The organism is Streptomyces zaomyceticus (assembly GCF_014656215.1).
Taxonomy (GTDB): Bacteria; Actinomycetota; Actinomycetes; order Streptomycetales; family Streptomycetaceae; genus Streptomyces; species Streptomyces zaomyceticus.
Genome location: NZ_BNBZ01000009.1, coordinates 41,871 through 66,117 on the forward strand (window position 1 = coordinate 41,871; position 24,247 = coordinate 66,117).

Genomic DNA, 24,247 nt, shown 5'->3' on the forward strand with positions numbered 1-24,247 from the left:
CAGGCGCGGGCGGCGGGTGTCGTCGTACCCCCGCGGTGCGCTCACCCGTCCAGCTTCGTGTCCCGGCCGGTCTTCTCCCAGGTCGTCACATCCGACCTGACCTGGTCCAGATGGCCCAGGATCGTGTCGATCGAGTCGTCGCCGAGGGCGAGCCGCAGAGGGGTCTCCTTCGCGTCCAGTGCCGCGAGGACCGCCGCCGCGGCCTTCGCCGGGTCGCCCGCCTGCGTTCCGCCGCCCGTCTCCACGAACGTGCGGGTCGCCCCCACCGTGTCCGCGTAGTCCGCGATGCCGTCGCCGCTCAGGCTGTGGTTGCCGAAGAGGCTCGTACGGAAGGCGCCCTGCTCCACGATCAGGACGTCGATGCCCAGCGGGCGCACCTCCGCGGCGAGCGCCTCCGACATGCCCTCCAGGGCGAACTTGGTGGCGCTGTACGCCCCGAAGCCCGCCATCGACATCTGGCCGCCGACACTGCTGAGCTGCACGATCGCCCCCGAGCGGCGGGCCCGCATATGGGGCAGGACGGCGCGGGTGAGAGCGGCGGGGCCGAAGACGTGGACGTCGAAGAGGGAGCGCAGCTCGGCGTCGCCGGTCTCCTCGACCGAACCGACGTGGGTGCGGCCCGCGTTGTTGACGAGGACGTCGATGCGGCCGTGGCGCTCGGCGACCTCCGCGACGACCCGGTCGACCGCCGCCGTGTCGGTGACGTCCAGGGCGACCGGGTCCACCTGGTCGGGATGCGCGGCGACCAGGTCCTCCAGGGTCTCCGTGCGGCGGGCCGCGGCGACCACGACATCTCCGGCGGCGACCGCCGCCTCGGTGAACGCCCGCCCGAAACCGCTGTTGGCGCCCGTGACCAGCCAGACCCTGCTCATGTCCGTACTCCCTCGTCGTCTGCTTCCCGGTGACACAACAAGCCTGTGCCACAGGGGCGTTGGTCGTCCAAGAGCTGTCGTGATAACCCATGGGCATGACGATCACCGACGTGCACGTGCGGGAGCTGCGCTACTTCCTCGCGGTCGCGGAAGAGCTCCACTTCACCCGGGCCGCCGAGCGGCTGTACGTCTCGCAGCCCGCGCTCAGCAAACAGATACGAGCCCTGGAGCGACAGCTCGGCGCCCCGCTCTTCGACCGCGACCGGCGGGGCGTCGCCCTCACCTCCGTCGGTACGGCCCTGCTGCCGCACGCCCGCGCCGTACTCGCCGCCTGGGAGACCGGGCGCGAGGCCGTACGGCGAGCCCGGGAGGCCGCGGACCACACCCTCGTCGTCGGGATGAGCACCAGCCCCGGGCGCGGCGGACTGCTGCCCGCGATCCGCTCCCGCTTCACCGGGGCCCACCCGGAGGCCGCGCTCAGGCTGCGCCAGGTGGGGTGGGAGGACCCGACGGCGGGACTCGCCGACGGTGCCAGCGACGTGGCGTTCGTCTGGCTGCCGCTGGCCGGTGCGGAACGCTTCCGCTGGGTCGTGGTGGCCGCCGAACCCCGGCTCGTCGCCCTCCCGGAGAACCATCCGCTGGCCGCCCGCGAGCGCCTGGACTTCGCGGACCTCCTCGACGAACCCTTCCTCGCCCTGCCGGACACCGGCCCCGAACTGCGCGACCACTGGCTGGCGCTGGACTCCCGGAACGGCCGCCCGCCGGTCGTCGGCGGGGAGATCGCCAGTGCCGACGAGACGTACGAGGCGCTCGTCGGCGGCCTCGGCATCTGCCTGGTCGCGGCCGGCAACGCCCCGCTCCTCGCCCGGGACGGCGTCGTCGTCCGCCCCGTCGACGGCGTCGCCCCCAGCCACTTCGTCCTCGCCTGGCGCGCCGACGACACCCGCCCCCTGGTCCACGCCTACGCCCGGGCGGCGGCCGGGGCCACCCCTCAGGACCGGTAGTACTCGTTCGGTTCGCCGTCGAGCATCGGGTAGACGAGGAGCCGGTCCTTGCCGTTCAGCCTGTCGACGGCGATGTAGCCGGACATGCCCTCCTGGCACTCCCGGTCCCAGGCGGTGGTGTCCCGGGTGTGGGGGCCGATGATCAGCAGGTTGCCGACGCCCGCGAGGACGGACGTGAGGCCGCAGGACCAGTCCTCGTCGGTGGGCACGCCGTCGACGACGCGCGGATAGCCGTTGATGACGCTGACCACCGGGGCGCCGACCGGGCCCTGGGTGATCGTCACCTGCGAGGTGTAGCGCTCGTCGTTCTCGCCGTAGACCTCCGGGGCCGGGATGCGCGACCAGCGGCCGAGGAAGCGGGCCGGGACGACCGCGGTGCCGGTGGGGGCCTTGCGGAACGTGGCCTTCGCGGCGCCCGAGCTCCACTCCAGGACGTCGGGGGAGCGCAGCGTGAGGGTCTGGTGGGCGGCGGGGACACAGCGCGCGGTGGGCACGCTGGTCGTCACGTCGGACTCGCCGAAGACCACCTTGTCCTCGTCGGCGGAGACGAGCCGGGAGCGGCCCATGCACATCCGGGTCTCGGTGACCTGCACGTAGACCGCGTTCTTGCTGCCGGGCGTGCCCTGGCTGATCTCGATCCGGGCGGTCTCGCGGGGATGGTCGGGGGAGCCCTGGAGGACGCCCTCCCAGGCGCCGAGGAAGGTGGCGGGGACGATCCCGGAGGGGCGGGCGGAGGCGCTGCCCGTCCCGCCCCGGCCGCCGTTCTTCCCGCCGTCGCCGTCGCGGTCGGGCCAGAAGGAGTACGTGACGGTGGCCGCGGCCGCCAGCGCGAGAGCCGCCAGACCGGCGATCAGGGCCGTGCGGCCCCGGCGCCGGGCCGGCGGCCGGGGCGCCGTGGAGGCGGTGGACGGCAGGGGAGTGGGCGGGGTCGGGTCGCCGGCCGCGCGGGCGGTGGAGCCCGTCCCGGTCGCGCTCTCCGTCTCCGCCTCCAGGAGCCGGGCCGCGTGGCGGCCGAGCCGGGCGAGTACGTCCGCCGGGAGCCAGGGGTCGGGGACCGGCAGGGTCTCCGCGATCTCCTCGGCCGAGGGGCGGCCCGCCGCGTCCTTGGCGAGACAGGCCCGGATCAGCCCGGCCAGCTCGGGGGCGAGATCCGTCAGGTCGGGCTCGTCGTGGGCGATGCGGAACATGGTGGCGTGGACGCCGCTGTCCGCCGTCCCGAAGGGGGAACGGCCGGTCGCCGCGTACGCGAGGACCGAGCCGAGGCAGAAGATGTCCGACGCGGGGGTGAGGCGATCGCCGCGGACCTGCTCGGGCGACATGAATCCGGGGGAGCCCACGACCGCGCCGGTGGTGGTCAGACCGCCGCCGTCGGCGATCGTGTCGACGGCGCGGGCGATGCCGAAGTCGATGATCCGGGGACCGTCGACGGTGAGCAGCACATTGGACGGCTTGAGGTCGCGGTGGACGAGTCCCGCGGCATGGATGTGGACCAGGGCGCGGGCGAGCCCGGAGGCCAGCGCCTTCACGGTCGCGGGCGGCAGCGGCCCGAACTCGTCGCCGACCACGGTCCGCAGCGAGGGCCCCGGCACGTAGCCGATCGCCACCCACGGCGACTCTGCTTCGGTGTCCGAGCCGAGGACGGGCGCGGTGCCCGTGCCGCCGACCCGCTCCAGGGAGGCGACCTCCCGGGCGAACCGGCGCCGGAACTCGTCCTGGGCGGCCAGCTCCGCGTGCACCACCTTCACCGCGACGGTCCGCCCGCCGGCCGAACGCGCGAGGAACACCCGGCCCATCCCTCCGACCCCGAGGCGGCCGAACAGACGGAACGGGCCGATGCTGACCGGGTCTTGGGCGTTCAATGGCTCCACGTCGTCAGAGCATGCCAGACCGGGGGTCAGCCGTCCCCACAGATCCGCAGCCCCTTCGGGGTGGCGCAGGGCAGATGGCCGTGGGTGCGGACGACGTCCTGGCCGCTCCCCCGGCTCAGATAGGTGAGGAAGCTGGAGGCGAGTGAATCGGCCGGCGGCTCGCCCCAGGTGTAGGCGTATTCGATCTCCCGGTACGGGTACGGGGAGTCGCCGATCTCGTCGACGCTCGGCCGGTACCCGTCGAGGGCGACCCGGCGCAGGCCCTTCAGTACGCCGCCGTTCCGGAACTCGGCGTATCCGATCGCCCCGGGCAGCCGGGCGACGGTGGACAGGACCTGTTCCGTGGAGTCGAGTTCGCAGCGGACGACCCTGGACTCGGGGTCGTTGCTGGTCGCGCAGTCCAGGGAGGAGTTCGCGGGCTCGTTGCGTCCGAGGACGCGGCGCTGGAACACCTCCCGGGTGCCGGAGCCGGCGTCCCTGCTGACCAGCAGGACCGGCTGGTCGAGGCCGGGGACCAGCTCGCCCCAGTTGGTGATCTCGCCCCGGTAGATGCGGCGGATCCGGTCCAGGGAGAGGTTGTCGACGGGCACCCCGTCGTTGACGACGACGGTGAAGAGGGAGACGGCGACCATGGTCTCCCGCAGCTGCGGGTAGCCGCCGGGCTTGCGCCCGTCGGAGAGGGCGACGACGGCGGGGGAGCCCTTGGCGGTCCTCGCCCCCTCCTCGGCCAGCTTCCGGATCCCGGAGGCCGACCCGTGGGCGTCCACGATCACCTCCGCGCCCTCGCAGTCCTTCTCGTACTTCTTCGCGAGCTCCCGCACGACGGGCGCGAAGGCCGTCGACCCGGTGACGGTGAGCGTGCCCCTGGCGCAGCCGATGGGGGGCGGGGTCTGCTCCCGGACGATGATCGCCGCGAGGGCGACCACACAGACGGTGAGGACGACGGTGACGGTCCGCGCGACCCGGCTGAAGACGGGCGGCTTGTCGTCGGGGGTCGTGCTGTGGTTGACGTGGACGATGCCCTCGTCGAGGGTGCCGTGGACCTGGACGGGGACGCCGACCGGGCCGTCGGTGAGCAGGACGAGCAGCTTGTAGTGGGCGCCCCGGTTGAGCGGCACCTTGGGCAGGACGACGGTGCTGTCGCCGTCCGACGGGCCCGGCCAGTCGCGGAAGTGGGTCAGGAGGCCCGGGTGGTCGGGGGCGGTCACGACGACCGCCGTCACCTTCCGGGTGCCGAAGCCCACCGTGAGTCCGTGGTCGCCGCCGTCGGTGTAGTGGTCGCGGGTGATGGCGAGGGCGCCGTCGTTCTCGATCCTGAGCAGGACGAGGGTGGAGTTCTCCAGGGCCGGGGTGGCGTTGAAGAACCCGCGCCGCACGGTCGCGCCGGGGCCGGTCGCGGCACCGTCCGTGGCCCCGTCGCCGATGGCGGTGTCGAGCTGGACGCGGTAGCCGAGGCGCCGCTGGTGCGGCACCCGCCGCTCGTACCAGACGGCACCGGTCGAGACGAGGACACCGAGGAGTGCGGTGACCACGGCGATGAGGTTCTCAGCGGTAAGCCAGTCCACCCGCGCGACGGTACGGACGTGTGTGCGGTGACGGGGGGTGCGTCGCTGCCCGTCACCTGGAGTTCTTCCTTCCGTCGGCGGGCTCCGGGGCCCGCCCTGCGCGGGCGGCTCATCAGAGGTTGCCGGGGGTGTGGAGCGTGGGTGTAATGGCCACGAGGGGGCCTTTTGTCTGAGGAGAACCCCATGCGTGTCGTCGAAGTGACCGCCTACGGCGGACCCGAGGTCCTCAGAATGGCCCGCCGGCCCGAACCGGAGGCCGGGGACGTCCCGGGCAGAGTGCGGGTGCGGCTCAAGGCCGCCGGTGTGAACCAGGCGGATCTGCGGATCCGTGCCGGTTACTACGCCGACGCGGTCGGTGCGCTCAAGCCCCCGTTCGTCCTGGGGACGGACTTCGCGGGAAAGCTGCTCGACCCCGTGCCCGGGCTGGCCCCCGGGACCCGGGTGGCCGGCTTCGTGCCCTGGTACGAGGAGCTGACCGGCGAGGGCACGTACGCGGAGGTCGTACGGGTCGCCCCGGAGTGGCTGGCCCCGATCCCGGACGACGTCGAGTTCACCGTCGCCGTCTCCGTCCCCCTGGCCTCGGCCACGGCCCAGCAGGCCCTCGACCGGCTGGCGCTCCCGGCGGGCTCGACGCTGGTGGTGACCGGCGCGAGTGCCGTGGTGGGCCGTCTCGCGGTCCAGTACGCCGCGGCGGCCGGACTGCGGGTCGTGGCCGTCGCCCACCAGGGCGACGAGAGCGAACTGAGGATTCTCGGCGCGGAGCACGCCGTCCCGCGCGGCGGCACACCGGCGGATGTGGTCGCCAGGGTGCTGGAGGTCGTGCCGGAAGGGGCGGACGGGGTCTTCGACGGAGCGCTCGCCGGTGAGGGAATCCTTCCGGTGCTGAAGGACGGCGGCGTCTTCGCCGCGATCGCTCCCGACCGGATCCCCGTGGCCGAGCGGAGCATCCGCGTCGAGGCCGTCCGGGCCGGGACGGACGCGGCCCGGCTGAAGGAGACGCTGGAGAAGGTGGCGGCCCGCGAGCTGATCACCCGGGTGGCCGACGTCCTGCCCCTGGAGGAGGCCGCCGAGGCCCACCGTCGCGCGGAGGCGGGACACCGTCCGGGCCGGATGGTTCTGCTGATCTGAGAGGCGGGCTCCTCCCGGCGTACGAGGCTCGGGCCGGCCCGTGAAGGGGCTGGCCCGAGCCCTGTCGTTCCCCTGTGAGAAGCTTCAACTCTCCGGCGGCATATGACTGTGCCGCCGTCGAGGCATGGACTGATTTGAGTGAATCCCAGGGGGGAATCTTCATGATCAACCGACGCAGCCGCGCGTTCCGCGGCGCGATCGCAGCCGCCGCCGTCACCGTCGCGATGGCCGCCACCGCCGGCACCGCCTTCGCCGCCGGCGACCCGGCCGGAACGGCCCGTGCCAAGGCCGTGGCCGAGCACCAGGCCAAGGCCTCCCAGCGCGCGGGCACCTTCGCCGCCGAGGACGCCCCGGTGGAGACGCCCACCTTCCCGATGACGGGCGTCCACAAGCAGAGCTCCGAGTGGTACCTGTACTTCCCGAACCTCGAGGGCGGTTTCGACCCCCGGCTGAACATCGGGCCCGCGCCGTACGCCATCTCCGACGAGATCGACGTCGACAACGACAAGGACGGCTGGAGCGACGGCGGTTGGACCGTCTACAAGGACGGCAAGCTGACCTTCACCTACATGGGTGATGACATCGACTTCAACCAGAAGCAGGTCGGCCGGGGCTGGAACATCTACAGCACCGTCCTGTCTCCCGGCAGCATCGGCGGGGCCGGCGAGGCCGACCTCGTCGCCGTCGACAAGGCCGGTGTCCTGTGGTCGTACCTCTCCTACCCGGAGGGTGACCTCACCCCGCGCACCCGCGTCGGTGGCGGCTGGGACGCGTACAACCAGATCGCCGGCCAGGGCGACCTGACCGGTGACGGCAAGGTCGACATCGTCGCCAAGGACAAGAGCGGCGTCCTGTGGCTCTACAAGGGCACCGGCAACTACAAGGCCCCCTTCGCGGGCCGGGCGAAGATCGGTGGCGGGTGGGGCATCTACGACCGGATCCTCTCGGTCGGTGACCTCGACTTCGACGGCACGGCCGACCTGATCGCCCGCAAGCCCAACGGCGACCTGTTCCGGTACTCGGGCTCGGGCAACGCCTCGGCCCCGTTCCAGAAGCCGGTCAAGATCGGCAACGGCTTCCAGATCTACAACCTGCTCTAGCGGTACCCGCTCCGGCGGCACCCGTCCGGCGCGTTTCCCCGACTCCGTGGCCCCGCGCCCGGAGTCGGGGGCGCGCCGGACCCGGTCAGGGCCGTGGCTCGTGCCACGGCCCTGACTCATGTCCCGAACGGCTCGACGAGGTCGTCGCCGGCGGCTCCGGTCGAGCCGGTGGGTCCGCTCACCGTCACCGAACGGGCGCCGTGTGTCGCCCTGTTGGGGCCCACTCATCAGCCGCCGAGATGAGTGGGCCCCAACTTTCACCATTTCTGGTCTAGACCTTGACAGGTCCAGACCAATCGCGCTTCGCTGTGGCTTCCCCGACCCGGATCCCCCCACCCGGAAGGAAGCACGCATGCTGCGTAAGTTGGTCACCGCGATGGCCGCGCTCTGTACGGCCGTCGGTCTCGCCGTCCTTCTCGTCCCCGCCGCCTCCGCCGGTGCGGCCGCCGCCTGCGCGGCCGCCTGGAACTCCTCCAGCGTCTACACGGGAGGGATGACGGCCTCGCACAACGGCCACAACTGGTCGGCCAAGTGGTGGACCCAGAACGAGACCCCCGGCACGACCGGTGAGTGGGGCGTCTGGGCCGACCAGGGTGCCTGCGGCGGCGGGCCCACGACCCCGCCCACCACCCCGCCGACCACCCCGCCGACCGGCGGATTCGTGGTCTCCGAGGCCCAGTTCAACCAGATGTTCCCGAGCCGGAACCCCTTCTACACGTACGCGGGCCTCACCGCCGCCCTCAAGTCGTACCCCGGCTTCGCCAACACCGGCAGCGACACGGTGAAGAAGCAGGAGGCCGCGGCATTCCTCGCGAACGTCTCCCACGAGACGGGCGGCCTCGTCCACATCGTCGAGCAGAACACGGCCAACTACCCGCACTACTGCGACACGAGCCAGTCCTACGGCTGCCCCGCCGGCCAGGCCGCCTACTACGGCCGCGGCCCCATCCAGCTCTCCTGGAACTTCAACTACAAGGCCGCCGGTGACGCCCTCGGCATCGACCTGCTGAACAACCCCTGGCGCGTCGAGCAGGACCCGGCCGTCGCCATGATGACCGGCCTCTGGTACTGGAACACCCAGAGCGGCCCCGGCACGATGACCGCCCACAACGCCATGATCAACGGCGCCGGCTTCGGCCAGACCATCTGGGCGATCAACGGCAGCCTGGAGTGCAATGGCCGCAACCCGGCCCAGGTCCAGAGCCGGGTCACCAAGTACCAGCAGTTCACCCAGATCCTGGGCGTCCCCACCGGGGCGAACCTCTCCTGCTAGTCGGCTCCACCCGCCGCTCCGGTCGAGCGGCGGACGATGACAGGGCGGCGGGCCCCACGGCGAACGTGGGGCCCGCCGTCGTCCTTCGGGTCGACAGAACCACGCAGGCCGCATGAGCCGGCGCGGGCCGTACGGAGCCGGTCGCGTGAACGAGGACGAGCGGCGGGCCAACTAGGACGGGAGCCGACCCAGTTGCTCCCTAGCCTCGTCCCATGAGCGACATCAAAGCGGTCCCGGACGGCTACACCACCGTCACGCCCTGGGTCATCGGTCACGACACGGCGGGGCTCATCGACTATCTGGAACGGGCGTTCGGCGCCGAGGACCTGGGCCGGTTCGTCATGGAGGACGGCACGATCGGGCACGCGGAGCTGCGCATCGGGAACGGGCGGATCATGGCCTTCGACAGCCCGCCGGGCTGGGGGCCGACGCCCGCCTTCGTGCGGCTGTACGTGGAGGACGCGGAGGCCGTGCACCGGCGGGCGGTCGAGGCGGGCGGCACGTCCGTGACCGAGGTGACGCATCTGTTCTTCGGCGACAAGGTCGGGCGGGTCCGCGACCCCTACGGGAACCTCTGGTGGATCCAGACCCACATCGAGGACGTCGACGAGGCGGAGATGGGGCGGCGGCTCGCCGACCCCGAGTTCACCCGCGCGATGGAGTACGTGTCGGGAGCCCTCCGGGAGGGCCCCGACGCCGCGGCCCCGCCGGACCGGCCGGAGCCGTCGACGGGCCCCCGGGACCGTCGGGGTCCCTGAACGTCATCGGATTCCCGAGCCCCGGACGCCGTCAGGAACCCCGGACGCCGTCGGGGTCCGCGGCGGGCTCCGGCGTCCCGAAGCTCGCGGCGACCGTTTCCAGGGCCTCCGAGAGCCTCGCCAGCACCCGCACCGTGTCGTCGAAGGCCTCCTGGCCGCCCAGCTCCCGCACGAGCGCGGCGGCCAGCGCGGCGTGACCCGGGTCGATGCGGCGGATCGCCGCCCGGCCCTGCTCGGTGGGGGCGAGGAGCTTGGCCCGGCGGTGGGCCGGGTTCGGCTCGTACGCCGCCAGTCCCTCCCGTACGAGCAGGTCCGCGATCCGCTGGACGCTCTGGCGGGTGATGCCCATGACCCGGGCGATCCCGGCGACCGGGAGGGGCTCCGGGAGGACCGCGCCGAGGACCTGCCACCAGGCGGCGGTCAGGCCCGCCGGCTCGGCCAGCTTCTCGGAGACGCCGAGGAACTGGCCGTTGAGCCGGAAGACGCTCAGGGCGGTGCGGGAGAGTGCGTCCTGCGATGCGCGGGTCATCTACTCGTCGTCTTCCGCGTTGAGCTCGGCGTACGCGGCCGGGTCCGAGTCGTGGAAGAGGCGGAACCAGGCGTCCCGCTTGCCCTCGTAGGCGCCGAGCGCGCCGAAGATCTCCCGTGCGAAGGCGACCGGCTCCGTCGGGCCCGCCGTGATCAGGTCGCCGGTCCCGGCCTCGCCCGCGGACGTCACCGCGTCCGCGTCGACGTAGTGCTCGCCGCCCTTGTAGCCGGTGGCGGCCAGGTAGAACGAGACCGCGCCGGTGTGCGGGCGGTCGTCGAGCAGGCCCTCCCTGGCGAGTCCGGCGGTGGCGCCGCAGATCGCGGCGACCGGCACGCCGGCGTCCAGGAAGGTGCGGGCCGCGGTCGAGAAGGGGGCGAGCTCGTCGCCCTCGTCGTACTTGTCGGCGCCGGGAAGGATCAGCAGCGCGCTGTCCTCGGGGCGGAGGTCGCCGAGCGCGAGGTCGGGGACGATCCGCAGGCCGGCGATGGTCGTGACGGGCTCCCCGGCGACCGGGCCGACGGTCCTGACCGTGTAGCCGGCGCGGGCGAGCCAGGCGGTGGCGTGGCCCGTCTCCCAGTCGGCGAGGGTGTCGTACACGGCGAGATGAACGGTCTTCGTTTCCATGACGGACCCCATGACTGACCCCTTGGTCGGTGTGATCGATGCCCTGGTGCTTATGACAGGAGACTGTCATGACGACAGTATGCTGTCAATGGGGTGGGAGGGGAGGACAGCGCCACGGGAGCGGGTGCGGGAACAACGTGTCGCGTCCGCCCCGGTCTCGGTGGACAAGATGGCCATAGTCCGTCCTACCTGCGGTTCCTTACCCTCGACCGCATGACCCCTCATGTCATCGAACCCGATCCCCAGGCCGGGGCCGCCGTCAAGGCCGCCGACCGCGCGCACGTCTTCCACTCCTGGTCCGCCCAGGGCCTGATCGACCCGCTCGCCGTCGCCGGCGCCGAGGGTTCGTACTTCTGGGACTACGACGGAAACCGCTACCTCGACTTCAGCAGCGGCCTCGTCTACACGAACATCGGCTACCAGCACCCGCGCGTGGTCGCCGCCATCCAGGAGCAGGCCGCGAAGCTCACCACCTTCGCGCCCGCCTTCGCCGTCGACGTCCGCTCCGAGGCCGCACGCCTCATCGCCGAGCGGACTCCCGGCGACCTGGACAAGATCTTCTTCACCAACGGCGGCGCCGAGGCCGTCGAGAACGCCGTCCGCATGGCCCGGCTGCACACCGGCCGTACGAAGGTGCTCTCCGCCTACCGCTCGTACCACGGCGCCACCTCCACCGCGATCAACCTGACCGGTGACCCGCGCCGCTGGGCCTCCGACAGCGGCACCGCGGGCGTCGTGCGCTTCTGGGCGCCGTTCCTCTACCGCTCGCCCTTCTACGCCACCACCGAGGCGGAGGAGTGCGCACGGGCCCTCCAGCACCTGGAGGACACGATCGCCTTCGAGGGTCCGGCGACCATCGCCGCGATCATCCTGGAGACCGTGCCCGGCACCGCCGGCATCATGACCCCGCCGCCCGGCTACCTCGCCGGCGTGCGCGAGATCTGCGACAGGTACGGCATCGTCTTCATCCTCGACGAGGTCATGGCCGGCTTCGGCCGCACCGGCAGGTGGTTCGCCTCCGAGCACTTCGACGTCGTGCCCGACCTGATGACCTTCGCCAAGGGCGTGAACTCCGGTTACGTGCCCCTCGGCGGCGTCGCCATCAACGCCGAGATCGCCGCCACCTTCGACAAGCGGCCCTTCCCGGGCGGCCTGACGTACTCCGGTCACCCGCTGGCCTGCGCCGCGGCCGTGGCCACCATCCAGGTGATGGCGGACGAGAAGGTCGTCGAGAACGCCGCCCACATCGGCGAGAACGTCCTCGGCCCCGGCCTGCGCGAGCTCGCCAAGCGTCACCCGTCCGTCGGCGAGGTCCGGGGCATGGGCGTCTTCTGGGCGCTCGACCTGGTCAAGAACCGCGAGACGCGCGAACCGCTCGTCCCGTACAACGCGGCCGGCGAGGCCAACGCGCCGATGGCCGCCTTCGGCGCGGCGCTGAAGAAGAACGGCCTGTGGCCCTTCATCAACATGAACCGCACCCACGCCGTCCCCGCCTGCAACGTCACCGAGGCGGAGGCCAAGGAAGGCCTCGCGGCCCTGGACGCCGCCCTCTCGGTGGCCGACGCGCACACCGTGTGACCCCGCGGGGCTCTTCGGAGAAGGCCCCCTCCGTCTGGACTAGGGTGTCCGAAGCCGGACGGAGGGGGCCGACCCATGCCCGCGAGCGGAGCTGTCACCCGCAACACCCTGCGACAGCAGATCGCGGACGCGCTCCGTGACGAAGTGCTCGCGGGCCGTCTCCAGCCCGGTCAGGAATTCACGGTCAAGCAGATCGCCGAGCAGTACGGGGTCTCCGCGACCCCCGTCCGCGAAGCCCTCGTCGACCTCTGCGCGCAGGGCCTCCTCGACTCCGACCAGCACCGCGGCTTCCGCGTCCACGAGTACTCGGTCGACGACTACCGGGGCATGGTCGAGGCCCGGATGCTGGTCGTCGACGGCATCTTCCGCCGCGACGCGGCCATGGTGCCGCCCCGCTCCGCCGTCACGGAACCCGACCTCGGCATCGGGGTCGCGCTCGTCTCCGTACGCCGCAGGGGCGAGGCGGCGGCCCGCGCGGCCCGCGCCGGGGACCTCGACATCCTCATCGGCTACGACATCCGCTACTGGCGCGAGCTGGGGCGCCTGGTCTCTGCCAACGACTACATCGCCGACTTCCTGCACCGGCTCCGTGTCCAGGCCTGGGTCTTCTCCGTGCCCTACCTGCGCTCCGAGCGGGACATGCTCGGCTGGCTGTGGAGCGACCACGTGGAGCTGGTCGACGCGATCACCCGCGGTGACGCCGACGCGGCCGTCGATGTCGTACGGCGGTACAACGCGCACTCGATGGAGTGGGCGGGGTACCTGGAGGCTCGGGCCCGCTGAGGCCGGGGCCGGCCGGCGTGTACCAGTGGCGGGGCGCGTTGGGCCGGGGCCGGAGTTCGGGTTGAGGCCGGGTCTTCGAGGGCAGTTCCTCAGCGGGTGGACGGTTCCCGAGGGGCTCCGACTACCCTGGCCGTCCCCGCAAAACCACCTGCGAGCGTCCCCCGCAACTGACGGAGAGCGAGCCTCCCTTGGCCTGTGACCTGTGGCTGGTCCCCCTCGTCGACGTGCTGTGCCACAGCCCCGACAATCCCTTCGCCGAAGAGATCGCCGCCTACGACGCGGTGCTCAGCGCGTCCGGTCTGCCGACCGTGCCCGTCTACGCGTACATGCCGGGACTCTCCGGAGACGTCGCCCCGATCGCCGGCTTCGACTACGAGGCCCTGCACTTCCTCCGCCGTGCCTACCTCCTCCAGATGTGCGGACTGCCGGTCGAACCGGTCGGCGAGCTCGGCGGGGACTACGAACAGCTCCTGGAGATGTTCGAGGCGACCGCGCAGCAGTCGCACCTGGTCTGGCACTACGACCACGCGGGCGCCTACGTGCCGGTCGACTTCCCGGTGCCGCTCGCCAGCGACGAGCTGCTGGAGGGCGGCGGACCGCTCGGCTCCTCGTACGGGCTGCTGCGCGAGCTGCAGTTCGTGGCGCCCTCGATCGGCATCGACCCGGCGAACCCGCCGGCCGCCCCCGTACCGCCGGAGCGGCCGACCTCCCTGGAGGAACCGGCGGCCGTGCCGGCCCAGCAGGACGGCGGCCCCTTCGCGCGGGAGCGCCATGTGTGGCTGGGGCTGCACGCGGCGGCGACCCGGAGCCTGGCACAGGGCTCCATGATCATCCTGAGCTGAGGTCCGCCGGGGTCCCGGGAGCCGGGCTCCGACGGCCCCGTGGCCTGCTCCGACGATCGACGCCGGAGCGGGCCCGGCGGGCCCGGTCGGCCCGGCAGCCCCCCAGTCGGCCCGGCGGGCCGGGCAGGCCTAGCGGGCCTCCGGGGGCCGCTGGCGCGGCATGTTCGGACGGGTGCCGGGCGGCAGCGGGAAACGCCCCGCCGGGTGGGCGCTCTCGGGCCGCGCGGGCATGACGCCCACCGACTGGAGCGCGAGCGGCGCCGGACCCGAGCGGAACTCGACCATCCAGTCCGCGGTCTCCGCCCGTACGAGCTCCGTCACGTCCTCGGAGAAGCGGCGCAGCACGCCCAGACAGCGTTCGGCGGCCTCGCTCGCCGTGCCCTCCGTGGGGCCCAGGACCTCCCGGACGCTCTCCGAGGCCCAGTCGAACTGCAGGGCCTGGAGACGCCGCTGCACGGCCTGTGCCGTCGCCACGTCCCTTATCCAGCCGGACGTCAGCCCGAAGTACCGGTCGCAGGCCAGACAGGCGGCGCCGAGCAGCAGCGAGAGATAGCCCCAGCCGGCGGTGCCCTCCGCCACGCCGGTCAGGTCCAGCAGCGGGAGCGCGGCACCGGCGATCACCCCGGCGGCCGTGCCGATCCGCAGGAGCCGGGCGCTGCGGCGCTTCCAGACGCGGTCGGAGAGGTACCACTCGGCGGTGCGCAGGGCATTGGACTCCACCCAGCGGTACAGCTCGTCGAGCCGTTCCGCGGGCTCGCCCCAGTCACCCAGGGGGAACGGCGTACCGGTCAGATCGCGGTGGACGTCTCCCCCGGGGGGCCCCGGTGGCTGCATCTCCGGCTGCTGGCTCACCGGGGGACTCCTCTGTTCAGCTCAGTGCTCATGTCCTTCTGTGACGTGCGGTGCACGTGGTGCCTGCCCTTCCTACCGCCGAATGGTGGGCGGTGGGCCCGGAATCCCAGGATTTCCGCCCGCAAGGGGGTCTTGATCAGGTAGAGGAGCCCGCAGTTTCTCACCCGAAAGAGTGATGGAGGCAGGGCGGGCGGGGACCACGTAGGCTCGGCGTACCGACATACGGACGTACCGAACCTCAGGAGTGACCGTGATTCCCGGTGGTGGTCAGCCCAACATGCAGCAGCTTCTCCAGCAGGCCCAGAAGATGCAGCAGGACCTCGCCCAAGCCCAGCAGGAGCTCGCGGCGACCGAGGTCGACGGACAGGCGGGCGGCGGCCTGGTCAAGGCGACCGTGACCGGCTCCGGCGAGCTGCGCGGCCTGGTCATCGACCCCAAGGCGGTCGACCCCGAGGACACCGAGACGCTCGCCGACCTGATCGTCGCCGCCGTGCAGGCCGCCAACGACAACGCGCAGCAGCTCCAGCAGGCCAAGCTCGGCCCGCTGGCGCAGGGCATGGGCGGCATGCCGGGCCTCGGCTTCTGAGGCCTCCGGGCGAGGGGCCTTCCGGGCACCTTCTCCCGCGGGGCTTTCGAGGCCCCTCCTCCCGTGGGCTTCTTAGGCTCGCTTTAAGCCACTACCGTAAGAATCAAGCACTCCCTTGAAAGGGCGTTCCGTGTACGAAGGCGTGGTTCAGGACCTCATCGACGAACTGGGCAGGCTGCCCGGCGTCGGTCCCAAGAGCGCGCAGCGGATCGCCTTCCACATCCTCCAGGCCGAGCCGACCGACGTACGGCGTCTCGCGCACGCGCTCCTGGAGGTCAAGGAGAAGGTCAGGTTCTGCGTGGTCTGCGGCAACGTCGCACAGCAGGAACAGTGCAACATCTGCCGGGACCCGCGCCGCGACCTGACCGTCATCTGTGTGGTCGAGGAGCCCAAGGACGTCGTGGCGATCGAGCGGACCCGCGAGTTCCGGGGGCGGTACCACGTCCTCGGCGGCGCGATCAGCCCGATCGAGGGCGTCGGCCCGGACGACCTGCGCATCCGCGAACTGCTCGCGCGGCTCGCCGACGGCAGCGTCACCGAGCTGATCCTCGCGACCGACCCGAACCTGGAGGGCGAGGCCACCGCGACCTACCTGGCGCGGATGATCAAGCCCATGGGACTCAAGGTCACCCGGCTCGCGAGCGGGCTGCCGGTCGGCGGCGACCTGGAGTACGCCGACGAGGTGACTCTCGGCCGTGCCTTCGAGGGGCGGAGGCTGCTAGATGTATGACGACCGGGACGGCGCGCTCTCAGGGAGGCTCCTCGATGTCTGACCCCACGCTCCACGCGATCACGCAGAACCCCGACGACTTCGCGGTCCAGATCGCCGACTCCATCGAGAGCTTCATCGTCGCGACCGCCGAGGTCGCCAAGGGCGACGAGCCGGACAGCGCGGTGCCCTTCCTGCTCCTGGAGATCTCGCAGCTGCTGCTCGCGGGCGGGCGGCTCGGCGCGCACGAGGACATCGTCCCGGACGAGCGGTACGAGACGGACACGGGTCCCGAGCCCGACGTGGACGACCTGCGCATGCGCTTCGCCGTGCTCCTCGAACCGGTCGACGTCTTCTCGGAGGTCTTCGACCCGTACGAGCCCCGCAAGGCGCCCGTCCCGGCCCGGATCTCCGACAACCTCGCCGACATCGTCACCGACCTGCGGCACGGCCTGGCCCACTACCGGGCGGGCCGGACCAGCGAGGCCCTGTGGTGGTGGCAGTTCTCGTACTTCTCCAACTGGGGCCCCACCGCCTCGGCCACCCTCCGCGCCCTCCAGTCCCTCGTCGCCCACGTCCGCCTCGACCAGCCGCTCGCGGCCCTCGACGGCCTCGACACCGACGAGGACCTCACCGAGGACGACCTCGCCGAGGAGGCGGGCCGCGTGATGGCGCAGGAGATCGGCGCACCGCTGGGCCTCAGGACTCTCAAGAACTGACGGACCGCGCCGCCCGGCCCCTGCCGCTCGACCGGGACCGGACCCTGGCCCGGGAGCTCCTCCGCGACTGCCAAGTCGTCACGGGGGAAGGCGAGTTGATGGAGAACGTCCGACAACTCGCCCATGAACCTCTCCCGTCGGGGGACCGTGTCCCGCATCATGGTCGTATGGCAGCAACCGCTCCCTCGAAAGCCCTCCTCCGGAGCGGAATCGGCGTGGCCACCGCCGGAGTTCTCGCTCTCCTCGTCGTCGCCTTCGTCGACCTCGGGACGGCCGATCAGATCGCCAGCGTGACGGGTGTCGTGCTCGCCCTCGCCGGGCTGGGGCTCTCGCTCTGGGCGCAGTTCGGGCGCGGTGGTGGCACCCGCGTGGAGGCCTCCGGCGCCCGGTCCGTCGCCGCCGGCGGGAGCATCGGGGTCGTCGTCACCGGTGACGGCGCGCGGACCCCGGCGGCGCCGCCCGCCGCGCCTCCCGCCTCCCCGCCCGCCGCCCCCACCGGCGGCACGGCCCCCACCGGCGGCACGGCCCCCACCGGGCCCGTCACGGCCTCCGGCGAGCGTTCCGTCGCCGCCGGCGGGGACATCGGGAGCGTGACGACGGGGGACGCGTGAGCGGGGGCGGAGACGGGGTCGTCTCCGCCTCGGGGGACCGCTCCGTCGCGGCCGGCGGGGACATCGGGTGGGTGCACACCGGTGACCGGGTGACCGCCCTGCCGCCGGCGGCCCTGGTGCCGGTGATCTGCCCGCCCGGACTCGTCAACGTGCCCCGCAGGTCCGCCCACTTCGTGGGGCGCGACGAGGAGGGCGTCCTGCTCGACGGGGAGTCGGAGACCGTCGTGATCATCGGCCTCGGCGGAGCGGGGAAGTCCTCGCTCGCCGCCCGCTGGGCCCTGCGGCAGGCGGCGCACCGCAACCCCGTCTGGTGGATCACCGCGGAGAGCCGCCCGGACGTGGACGCCGGGCTCGCGGGCCTCGCCGCCGCGATGCAGCCCGCGCTGATCGACGTACTCCCTCAGGAGGCCCTGCGCGAGCGGGCCCTGCAGTGGCTGTCCGCCCACGACGACTGGCTGCTCGTCCTCGACAACGTCACCGACCCGGGTGATGTGGCGGACCTCCTGGCCCGGGCCGGCCGGGGGCGGATCGTCATCACCAGCCGGACGACGGACGCCTGGTACGGGATCGGGCGCGTCCTCACGCTGCCCGTGCTGCCGGCCGACGAGGCCGTCGAACTGTTCACCCGGGTCGCCACCCATGTCGGCCCGCGTGACACCACCGGGGCCGAGCAGCTCTGCGAGACCCTCGGACAGCTGCCGCTCGCCGTCGAGATCGCCGCCGCGTACTGCGGCCGCACGGCCACGAGCCCGCTCGACTACCACGCGGAGCTGGCCCGGAGCCGCGGGCTCGGCAACGCGGAGGAGGCCGTCGTCCGGGTTCTGAGAGTCACGCTCAACAGGCTCTCCGCCACGGTCGAGTACGCCTCCGGGCTGCTCCGGCTGCTCGGCTGGTTCGCCCCCGACCGGATTCCCGCGATGCTCCTGCCGCCGTTCCCCGGCATCCGGGAGGCGCTCGGGGAGCTGGCCGCGCACAGCATGATCACCCTGCACGAGGACGGTTCGGTCTCCGTCCACCGGCTCGTACAGGCCATCGCCCGCCGGCCGGCCCCCGGGGACGTACCCGGGCGGCCGGGGATGCGCGAACGCATGCGATCGCTCGCGGAGACGGCGCTCGCCCAGGCCGCCCCGCCGGACATCGGGGAACCGGCCCAGCGGGAGGCGTGGCGGGTGCTGCTGCCGCACGTCGAGGCGTACCTGCGGCACACGGACCCCGCGGGGGACGGCGAGTACCTGTTGCCGGTGCTGGCCGGCGCGGGCGCGTACCTGAGCCTGAACAGGCTGTACGAGGAGTCGGCCGCGGCGTACGAGCGGACGCTGGCCGGCTGTGAGCGGCTGTTCGGCACGGACGCTCCCGTCCTCCTGGAACTGCGCGGCGCGCTGTCCGAGAGTCTCGCCTCGGCGGGCCGCGCGGACGAGGCGATCGAGATGGCGACCGTGACGGTGCGCGGCATGACCGAGAAGCGGGGAGCCGACGACCCGATGACGTTCAAGGCGCGGTCCTGCCTCGCGACGGCCCATGCCAAGGCCGGGCTGACCCACCGGGCGATCGCCCTGAAGGAGAGCGTGCTGGGGGACATGATCCGGGTCCTGGGCCCCAGGGACCCGGAGACGCTGGCGGCCTACGCCGGGCTCGCCGGGATCTACCAGGACGCGGACAGGACCCTCGAGGCCCTCGCGCTGAGCGCGTACGCGGCGGGCGAGATGAGCCTGCTCCTCGGCGAGGAGGACCCGGAGACCCTGATCGCCCGGATCAACCTGGTCGGCCTCTACGTGGGCGTCGGGGCGATCGAGCAGGCCCGTGCCGGATACACGGAGCTGCTGTCCGTCTGCGCCCGTGTCCTCGGCGAGGACCATCCGTACACCGTCCACGTGCGCGAGGCGCTCGACGCGCAGGGGCCGGGCGACCCGCTCGGTGCGAAGAACGAGCGCACGGTGGAGTGGTGGGTGCACGGCGGAAAGCCCGGGCAGGGGCCGGAATGATCACGTGGTGAGCACCGTGTCTCACCATCCGATATCACGTAGGCGTTCGCCGGTCGCTCGTTAGACTGAGCCGATCGCAGCGCCGGCTGCGGCACACACCGAACGAGGAGCGCACGTGGGCCTTGTCGTGCAGAAGTACGGAGGCTCCTCCGTTGCCGATGCCGAAGGCATCAAGCGCGTCGCCAAGCGAATCGTGGACGCCAAGAAGAACGGCCACCAGGTGGTCGTCGTGGTTTCCGCGATGGGCGACACGACGGACGAGTTGATCGATCTCGCCGAGCAGGTATCCCCGATCCCCGCCGGGCGTGAGTTCGACATGCTGCTGACCGCGGGAGAGCGGATCTCCATGGCCCTGCTGGCCATGGCGATCAAAAACCTGGGCCACGAGGCCCAGTCCTTCACGGGCAGCCAGGCAGGTGTCATCACCGACTCCGTCCACAACAAAGCGCGCATCATCGATGTCACGCCGGGCCGGATCCGTACCGCCCTCGACGAGGGCAACATCGCCATCGTCGCCGGCTTCCAGGGCGTGTCCCAGGACAAGAAGGACATCACCACGCTGGGGCGTGGCGGTTCCGACACCACGGCCGTGGCGCTCGCCGCCGCGCTCGACGCCGAGGTCTGCGAGATCTACACCGACGTCGACGGCGTGTTCACGGCCGACCCGCGCGTCGTGAAGAAGGCGAAGAAGATCGACTGGATCTCCTTCGAGGACATGCTGGAGCTCGCCGCCTCCGGCTCCAAGGTGCTGCTGCACCGCTGCGTCGAGTACGCGCGCCGCTACAACATTCCGATCCATGTGCGCTCGTCCTTCTCCGGACTGCAGGGCACCTGGGTCAGCAACGAACCGCAAGGGGATCAGAAGGTGGAGCAGGCCATCATCTCGGGTGTCGCCCACGACACCTCCGAGGCGAAGATCACCGTCGTCGGCGTGCCGGACAAGCCGGGCGAGGCCGCGGCCATCTTCCGGGCCGTCGCCGACGCCGAGATCAACATCGACATGATCGTGCAGAACGTGTCCGCGGCCTCGACCGGCCTCACGGACATCTCCTTCACCCTCCCCAAGGCCGAGGGCCGCAAGGCCATCGACGCCCTGGAGAAGGCGAAGAGCGCGATCGGCTTCGACTCGCTGCGCTACGACGACCAGATCGGCAAGATCTCCCTGGTCGGCGCCGGTATGAAGACCAACCCGGGCGTCACCGCGGACTTCTTCCGCGCGCTCTCCGACGCGGGCGTGAACATCGAGCTCATCTCGACCTCCGAGATCCGCATCTCGGTCGTCACCCGCGCCGACGACGTCAACGAGGCCGTGCGCGCCGTCCACAGCGCCTTCGGCCTGGACAGCGACTCGGACGAGGCCGTCGTCTACGGAGGCACCGGCCGATGACGCCGAAGCCGACGCTCGCGGTCGTCGGTGCGACCGGAGCCGTCGGCTCGGTGATGCTCCAGATGCTCACGCACCACGCGGACGTCTGGGGCGAGATCCGTCTTCTCGCCTCCCCGCGCTCGGCCGGCCGCAAGGCCGCCGTCCGCGGGGAGGAGTGCGAGATCCTCGCACTGAGCGAGGAGGCCCTGGACGGCGTCGATCTCGCGCTCTTCCTGGTGCCCGAGACGGTGGCTGCCCGCTGGGCGCCCGTCGCCGCCACCAAGGGTGCCGTCGTCGTGGACACCTCCGCCGCCTTCCGGGCGGACCCGGACGTCCCCCTCGTCGTCCCCGAGACCAACGCCCACGCGGCGCGCGTACGCCCCCGGGGCATCGTCGCGAGCCCCGGCAGCACCACCCTCGCGCTGATCGTCGCCGTGGGCGCCCTGCACGCCGAGTTCGGTCTCACCGAACTGGTCGTCACCGCCCAGCAGGCCGCCAGCGGCGCCGGCGCCGGGCGGGCGGGCGTCGAGGCGCTCCGCGCGCAGCTCGGCCTGGTGGCCGGCCGCGGCGACCTGGGCACCCAGCCCGGAGACGTACGACGGGCCGTCGGCGAGAACACCGGGCCCTTCGACGGACCCCTCGCGCTCAACGTCCTGCCCTGGTCGGGCACGGCGGGCGCCGACGGGGCCTCCTCGGAGGAGGAGCGCGTCCGGGACGAGACCCGGCGGATCCTCGGGCTCCCCGCCCTGCGGGTCGCCGCCACCTGTGTGCGCGTGCCCGTCGTCACCGGGCACTCCGTCTCCGTGCACGCCCGCTTCGAGCACCCCGTGCCGCTCGCGCGCGCCAACGAGATCATCGCGACCTCCCCCGGGGTCGTGCTGTACGACGACCCCGCCGCCGGAGACTTCCCCACCCCCGCCGACGTGGTCGGAACCGATCCCGCCTGGGTCGGCCGGGTGCGACGTTCCATGGACGACGAGCGGGCGCTCGACTTCTTCGTCTGCGCCGACAATCTGCGCAAGGGAGCGGCCCTCAACGCCCTCCAGATCGCGGAATCCGTTGTCACGGCTTTGTAGGATCTGTGAACGACCTGTGAGCAAATAGGCGTCAGATACCTATTGAACTGCGGTGATGCCGTGGTCGACGATGCTCTTTGCCCTTGCTGCAACCAGCGGTTGGGTCGGGGGCGTCTCTGCGTGCACCCACTCGTCGTGTGGCGCGGGACACGCTGTGAAAGCGGGGCACCGGGGGAGAACGGTTACGCATGAGGACAAACGACTCACCGTCAAAAAGGGTGGCGTACGCGTACAACCCTGCCGGGGGGAAGCGTGTCCAACAGGCGTGGCAGAGGTACTCGACATCGCGACCATCGCCCCGCTGCGCGGCGCGGGCGGCACGGCGATGCTCCCCGCGCGGAGCGTCGGCACGGTCCCCGTACGCGGCTCCGCGGTCAGCGCGTTCAGAAGGCAGCGCGCTCTCGGTGGCATGCCGGTGATCGCCCCCGTGCCCACCGGATCCCGCGCGAGCGCGGTGGACGGCATCCCGTCGCCCCGGTCGAGCGCCGAAGGCGCCTCGACGGCCGGGACCACCGTCGACCATCTGACCGAGACCTACCGCGCCCACTACCGGTCGCTGCTCGGTCTCGCGGCGCTGCTCCTCGACGACACGGCCTCCTGCGAGGACGTCGTCCAGGAGGCCTTCATCCGCGTCCACTCGGCGCGCAAGCGGGTGCGCGAGCCCGAGAAGACGCTCGCCTATCTGCGCCAGACCGTCGTGAACCTCTCCCGGTCCGCGCTGCGCCGCCGCATCCTCGGACTCAAGCTGCTGTCCAAGCCGATGCCGGACATGGCCAGCGCGGAGGAGGGGGCGTACGACCAGCTGGAGCGCGAGGACCTCATCAAGGCGATGCGCGGACTCCAGCGGCGCCAGCGTGAGGTGCTCGCCCTGCGGTACTTCTCGGACATGACGGAGGTTCAGGTCGCCGAGGCGCTCGGGATATCCCTGGGTTCGGTGAAGGCGTACGGTTCGCGGGGCATCGCGGCGCTGCGCGTCGCGATGGGAGCGACGTCATGAGCGAGGCACCCGGCAAGGACGTCGAGAACGCCGAGCACGTCGAGCACGCCGAGAGCGCCGAGAGCACCGAGAACGCGGGGACTGGCGAGACCAACGGGACCGACGGGAACGGTGAGACCGGCGGGGACGTCGAAATCGGTGAGACCGACGGGGACAGCCAGACCGGTGAGACCGACGGGGACAGCCAGACCGGTGGGACCGGCGAGACCGACGGGGACGTCGAGACCGGCGAGACCGGCGCCCCGGATGAACGTGACGACCTGAGTGGACAGCGCATGGTGAACATCGAGCCCGGCCCCGGCGAGGGCGACGGGGACGACGAACTCGCGCTGCGGCGGCTGTTCCAGGGAGCCGTCTCCGGCCTGGAGCCCACTCCGGGCTCGCTGGAGCACCTGCGCCGGGCGGTGCCCGCGCGGCGCGCCCGCAAGCGGCAGGCCATCGTCGGCGCCGCCGCCGCCGCGGTCCTCATCGGGACGGCCGTACCCGCCTTCGTGCACGTCGCCGCTTCGGGCGGCATCTCCGCCGCCGGCAATCCGGTGAACGCCGGCCACGGCGAGGAGGCCCAGGGCGGCACCGGCACCGAGACCGGAGTCGAGGGCGGCCAGAGCTCCAAGGGGCCCGCGAGCAGCGTGTCCCCGAGCCAGGGCGCGGCCGACGGTTCCTCGGGCAAGCCGGAGCGGCCCGGACCCGGCGTGTCCGGCACCGGCCCGCGGCAGACCCAGGGCGCGGGCAGCGGTTCCCTGAGGTGCGGCGCCGAGCAGCTCGGCGTCAGCGGGGCGGGCGCCGGCGGGCCCGACGGCGAGGGCAAGGTGTACGGAACCTTCCGCATCACCAACATCTCTGGCCAGGACTGTGTCGTGGACGGCAGCGGTGTCGTCAGCTTCGAAGCCCGGGGCGCCGCCGACCCGGCGCGGATCTCGGTGATCCGGCACACCTCGGGGGACGGGGGCGGCGGGCTGCCCGACCCCTCGCAGGAGAGCTCCTCGCTCGTCCTCGGGCCGAGCGGCTCCTACGAGGTGAAGTTCGTCTGGGTGCCGAGCGAGACGTGCCCGACGACCGGCACCAGCCCGACTCCGACGACGCCTCCGCCGACCGAGCAGCCGACCACACCGCCGCCGACGGAGAACCCGACCGGTGGAAACACGGGCAACCCCGAGCCCACGGAGGGCGCGGGTTCGGGCGGTGGCGGCACCGACCCGGGGACCGGCGCGGAGGCGGGCGCGGGTGCGGACGCCGGCACCGGCGCGGCGCCCCAGCTGCTCCGTGAGGACGGCGGGCTCGCCGACGGCAGCGTCCTGGTCAGCCATGTCGCGGAGCCCGGCGGCCCGGCGGCGTCGGCGATCGTCCCCAACGCCTGCGCGGGCACCATCTACCGCACGGGGATCCTGGCCGGTTCCTGAGCCGGCCCGGCGCCTGAACGGAGCC

23 protein-coding genes are annotated in these 24,247 nt (G+C 72.3%); 17 read left to right on the top strand and 6 right to left on the bottom strand.

Annotated elements, in window-relative coordinates; all coding sequences use genetic code 11:
- Positions 1–41: 41 nt before the first annotated feature.
- The gene (locus tag IE311_RS14355; protein ID WP_189832056.1) at positions 42–872 is read right to left on the bottom strand and encodes an oxidoreductase; all 831 of its coding nucleotides are present in this window, start codon (positions 870–872) and stop codon (positions 42–44) included.
- Between the two features lie 95 nt (positions 873–967).
- Between IE311_RS14355 and IE311_RS14360 the strand changes: the two genes are divergently transcribed.
- Positions 968–1,876, top strand: coding sequence for a LysR family transcriptional regulator (locus tag IE311_RS14360; protein WP_189832057.1), 909 nt, complete (start codon positions 968–970; stop codon positions 1,874–1,876).
- Here the strand turns inward: IE311_RS14360 and IE311_RS14365 are convergent.
- Both IE311_RS14365 and IE311_RS14370 read right to left on the bottom strand, forming a co-directional pair.
- On the bottom strand, positions 1,864–3,744 hold the full coding sequence (locus IE311_RS14365) for a serine/threonine-protein kinase (protein ID WP_189832058.1): 1,881 nt from the start codon (positions 3,742–3,744) through the stop codon (positions 1,864–1,866). The genes IE311_RS14360 and IE311_RS14365 overlap by 13 nt on opposite strands.
- A 26-nt stretch (positions 3,745–3,770) precedes the next feature.
- Positions 3,771–5,309 carry a substrate-binding domain-containing protein gene (locus tag IE311_RS14370; protein WP_189832059.1) on the bottom strand — a complete coding sequence of 513 codons (1,539 nt, stop codon included), beginning with the start codon at positions 5,307–5,309 and terminating at the stop codon, positions 3,771–3,773.
- 183 nt (positions 5,310–5,492) lie between these two features.
- Here IE311_RS14370 and IE311_RS14375 point away from each other — a divergent pair, with 183 nt between their 5' ends.
- The 4 genes from IE311_RS14375 to IE311_RS14390 all read left to right on the top strand — a co-directional run bounded on the left by IE311_RS14375 (position 5,493) and on the right by IE311_RS14390 (position 9,568).
- On the top strand, positions 5,493–6,437 hold the full coding sequence (locus IE311_RS14375; protein WP_189832060.1) for an NADP-dependent oxidoreductase: 945 nt from the start codon (positions 5,493–5,495) through the stop codon (positions 6,435–6,437).
- Positions 6,438–6,598: 161 nt separating this feature from the next.
- On the top strand, positions 6,599–7,537 hold the full coding sequence (locus IE311_RS14380) for an FG-GAP repeat domain-containing protein (RefSeq protein WP_189832061.1): 939 nt from the start codon (positions 6,599–6,601) through the stop codon (positions 7,535–7,537).
- A 352-nt stretch (positions 7,538–7,889) separates the two neighbouring features.
- Positions 7,890–8,810, top strand: coding sequence for a glycoside hydrolase family 19 protein (locus IE311_RS14385; RefSeq protein WP_189832062.1), 921 nt, complete (start codon positions 7,890–7,892; stop codon positions 8,808–8,810).
- A gap of 212 nt (positions 8,811–9,022) precedes the next feature.
- Entirely contained in the window at positions 9,023–9,568 is a 546-nt protein-coding gene (locus IE311_RS14390; protein ID WP_189832063.1) for a VOC family protein, read from the top strand.
- 31 nt (positions 9,569–9,599) lie between these two features.
- Here IE311_RS14390 and IE311_RS14395 read toward each other — a convergent pair whose 3' ends face one another.
- On the bottom strand, positions 9,600–10,097 hold the full coding sequence (locus IE311_RS14395) for a MarR family winged helix-turn-helix transcriptional regulator (RefSeq protein WP_189832064.1): 498 nt from the start codon (positions 10,095–10,097) through the stop codon (positions 9,600–9,602).
- Positions 10,098–10,721 carry a DJ-1/PfpI family protein gene (locus IE311_RS14400; protein ID WP_229901920.1) on the bottom strand — a complete coding sequence of 208 codons (624 nt, stop codon included), beginning with the start codon at positions 10,719–10,721 and terminating at the stop codon, positions 10,098–10,100.
- A gap of 213 nt (positions 10,722–10,934) precedes the next feature.
- Here IE311_RS14400 and IE311_RS14405 point away from each other — a divergent pair, with 213 nt between their 5' ends.
- From IE311_RS14405 to IE311_RS14415, 3 genes are all read left to right on the top strand, one after another.
- Complete coding sequence (locus IE311_RS14405; RefSeq protein ID WP_189832066.1) at positions 10,935–12,299, top strand: aspartate aminotransferase family protein; 1,365 nt, start codon at positions 10,935–10,937, stop codon at positions 12,297–12,299.
- 75 nt (positions 12,300–12,374) lie between these two features.
- Complete coding sequence (locus tag IE311_RS14410) at positions 12,375–13,082, top strand: GntR family transcriptional regulator (RefSeq protein WP_189832067.1); 708 nt, start codon at positions 12,375–12,377, stop codon at positions 13,080–13,082.
- 188 nt (positions 13,083–13,270) lie between these two features.
- Positions 13,271–13,924 carry a hypothetical protein gene (locus IE311_RS14415; protein WP_189832068.1) on the top strand — a complete coding sequence of 218 codons (654 nt, stop codon included), beginning with the start codon at positions 13,271–13,273 and terminating at the stop codon, positions 13,922–13,924.
- 129 nt (positions 13,925–14,053) lie between these two features.
- On the opposite strand, the gene IE311_RS14420 is transcribed toward IE311_RS14415, so the two are convergent.
- Positions 14,054–14,758, bottom strand: a complete 705-nt coding sequence (locus tag IE311_RS14420; RefSeq protein WP_229901939.1) for an SLATT domain-containing protein — start codon at positions 14,756–14,758, stop codon at positions 14,054–14,056.
- 268 nt (positions 14,759–15,026) lie between these two features.
- Here IE311_RS14420 and IE311_RS14425 point away from each other — a divergent pair, with 268 nt between their 5' ends.
- The 9 genes from IE311_RS14425 to IE311_RS14465 all read left to right on the top strand — a co-directional run bounded on the left by IE311_RS14425 (position 15,027) and on the right by IE311_RS14465 (position 24,222).
- The gene (locus IE311_RS14425) at positions 15,027–15,362 is read left to right on the top strand and encodes a YbaB/EbfC family nucleoid-associated protein (protein ID WP_189832216.1); all 336 of its coding nucleotides are present in this window, start codon (positions 15,027–15,029) and stop codon (positions 15,360–15,362) included.
- A gap of 130 nt (positions 15,363–15,492) precedes the next feature.
- Positions 15,493–16,092: a recombination mediator RecR gene (recR, locus tag IE311_RS14430; protein WP_189832070.1), complete on the top strand. Its 600-nt coding sequence runs from the start codon at positions 15,493–15,495 to the stop codon at positions 16,090–16,092.
- Positions 16,093–16,127: 35 nt separating this feature from the next.
- The gene (locus IE311_RS14435; RefSeq protein WP_189832071.1) at positions 16,128–16,790 is read left to right on the top strand and encodes a DUF5063 domain-containing protein; all 663 of its coding nucleotides are present in this window, start codon (positions 16,128–16,130) and stop codon (positions 16,788–16,790) included.
- A gap of 167 nt (positions 16,791–16,957) precedes the next feature.
- Complete coding sequence (locus IE311_RS14440; protein WP_189832072.1) at positions 16,958–17,401, top strand: hypothetical protein; 444 nt, start codon at positions 16,958–16,960, stop codon at positions 17,399–17,401.
- On the top strand, positions 17,398–19,383 hold the full coding sequence (locus IE311_RS14445; protein WP_189832073.1) for a tetratricopeptide repeat protein: 1,986 nt from the start codon (positions 17,398–17,400) through the stop codon (positions 19,381–19,383). Before IE311_RS14440 ends, IE311_RS14445 begins: the two co-directional genes overlap by 4 nt.
- Before the next feature lie 115 nt (positions 19,384–19,498).
- Complete coding sequence (locus tag IE311_RS14450) at positions 19,499–20,770, top strand: aspartate kinase (RefSeq protein WP_189832074.1); 1,272 nt, start codon at positions 19,499–19,501, stop codon at positions 20,768–20,770.
- The gene (locus IE311_RS14455; protein ID WP_189832075.1) at positions 20,767–21,825 is read left to right on the top strand and encodes an aspartate-semialdehyde dehydrogenase; all 1,059 of its coding nucleotides are present in this window, start codon (positions 20,767–20,769) and stop codon (positions 21,823–21,825) included. The genes IE311_RS14450 and IE311_RS14455 overlap by 4 nt, the downstream gene beginning before the upstream one ends.
- A gap of 265 nt (positions 21,826–22,090) precedes the next feature.
- Positions 22,091–22,822, top strand: a complete 732-nt coding sequence (locus IE311_RS14460) for a SigE family RNA polymerase sigma factor (RefSeq protein ID WP_189832076.1) — start codon at positions 22,091–22,093, stop codon at positions 22,820–22,822.
- A complete protein-coding gene (locus tag IE311_RS14465; protein WP_229901921.1) occupies positions 22,819–24,222 on the top strand; it encodes a hypothetical protein in 1,404 nt (467 codons plus the stop codon). Before IE311_RS14460 ends, IE311_RS14465 begins: the two co-directional genes overlap by 4 nt.
- Positions 24,223–24,247: the final 25 nt, after the last annotated feature.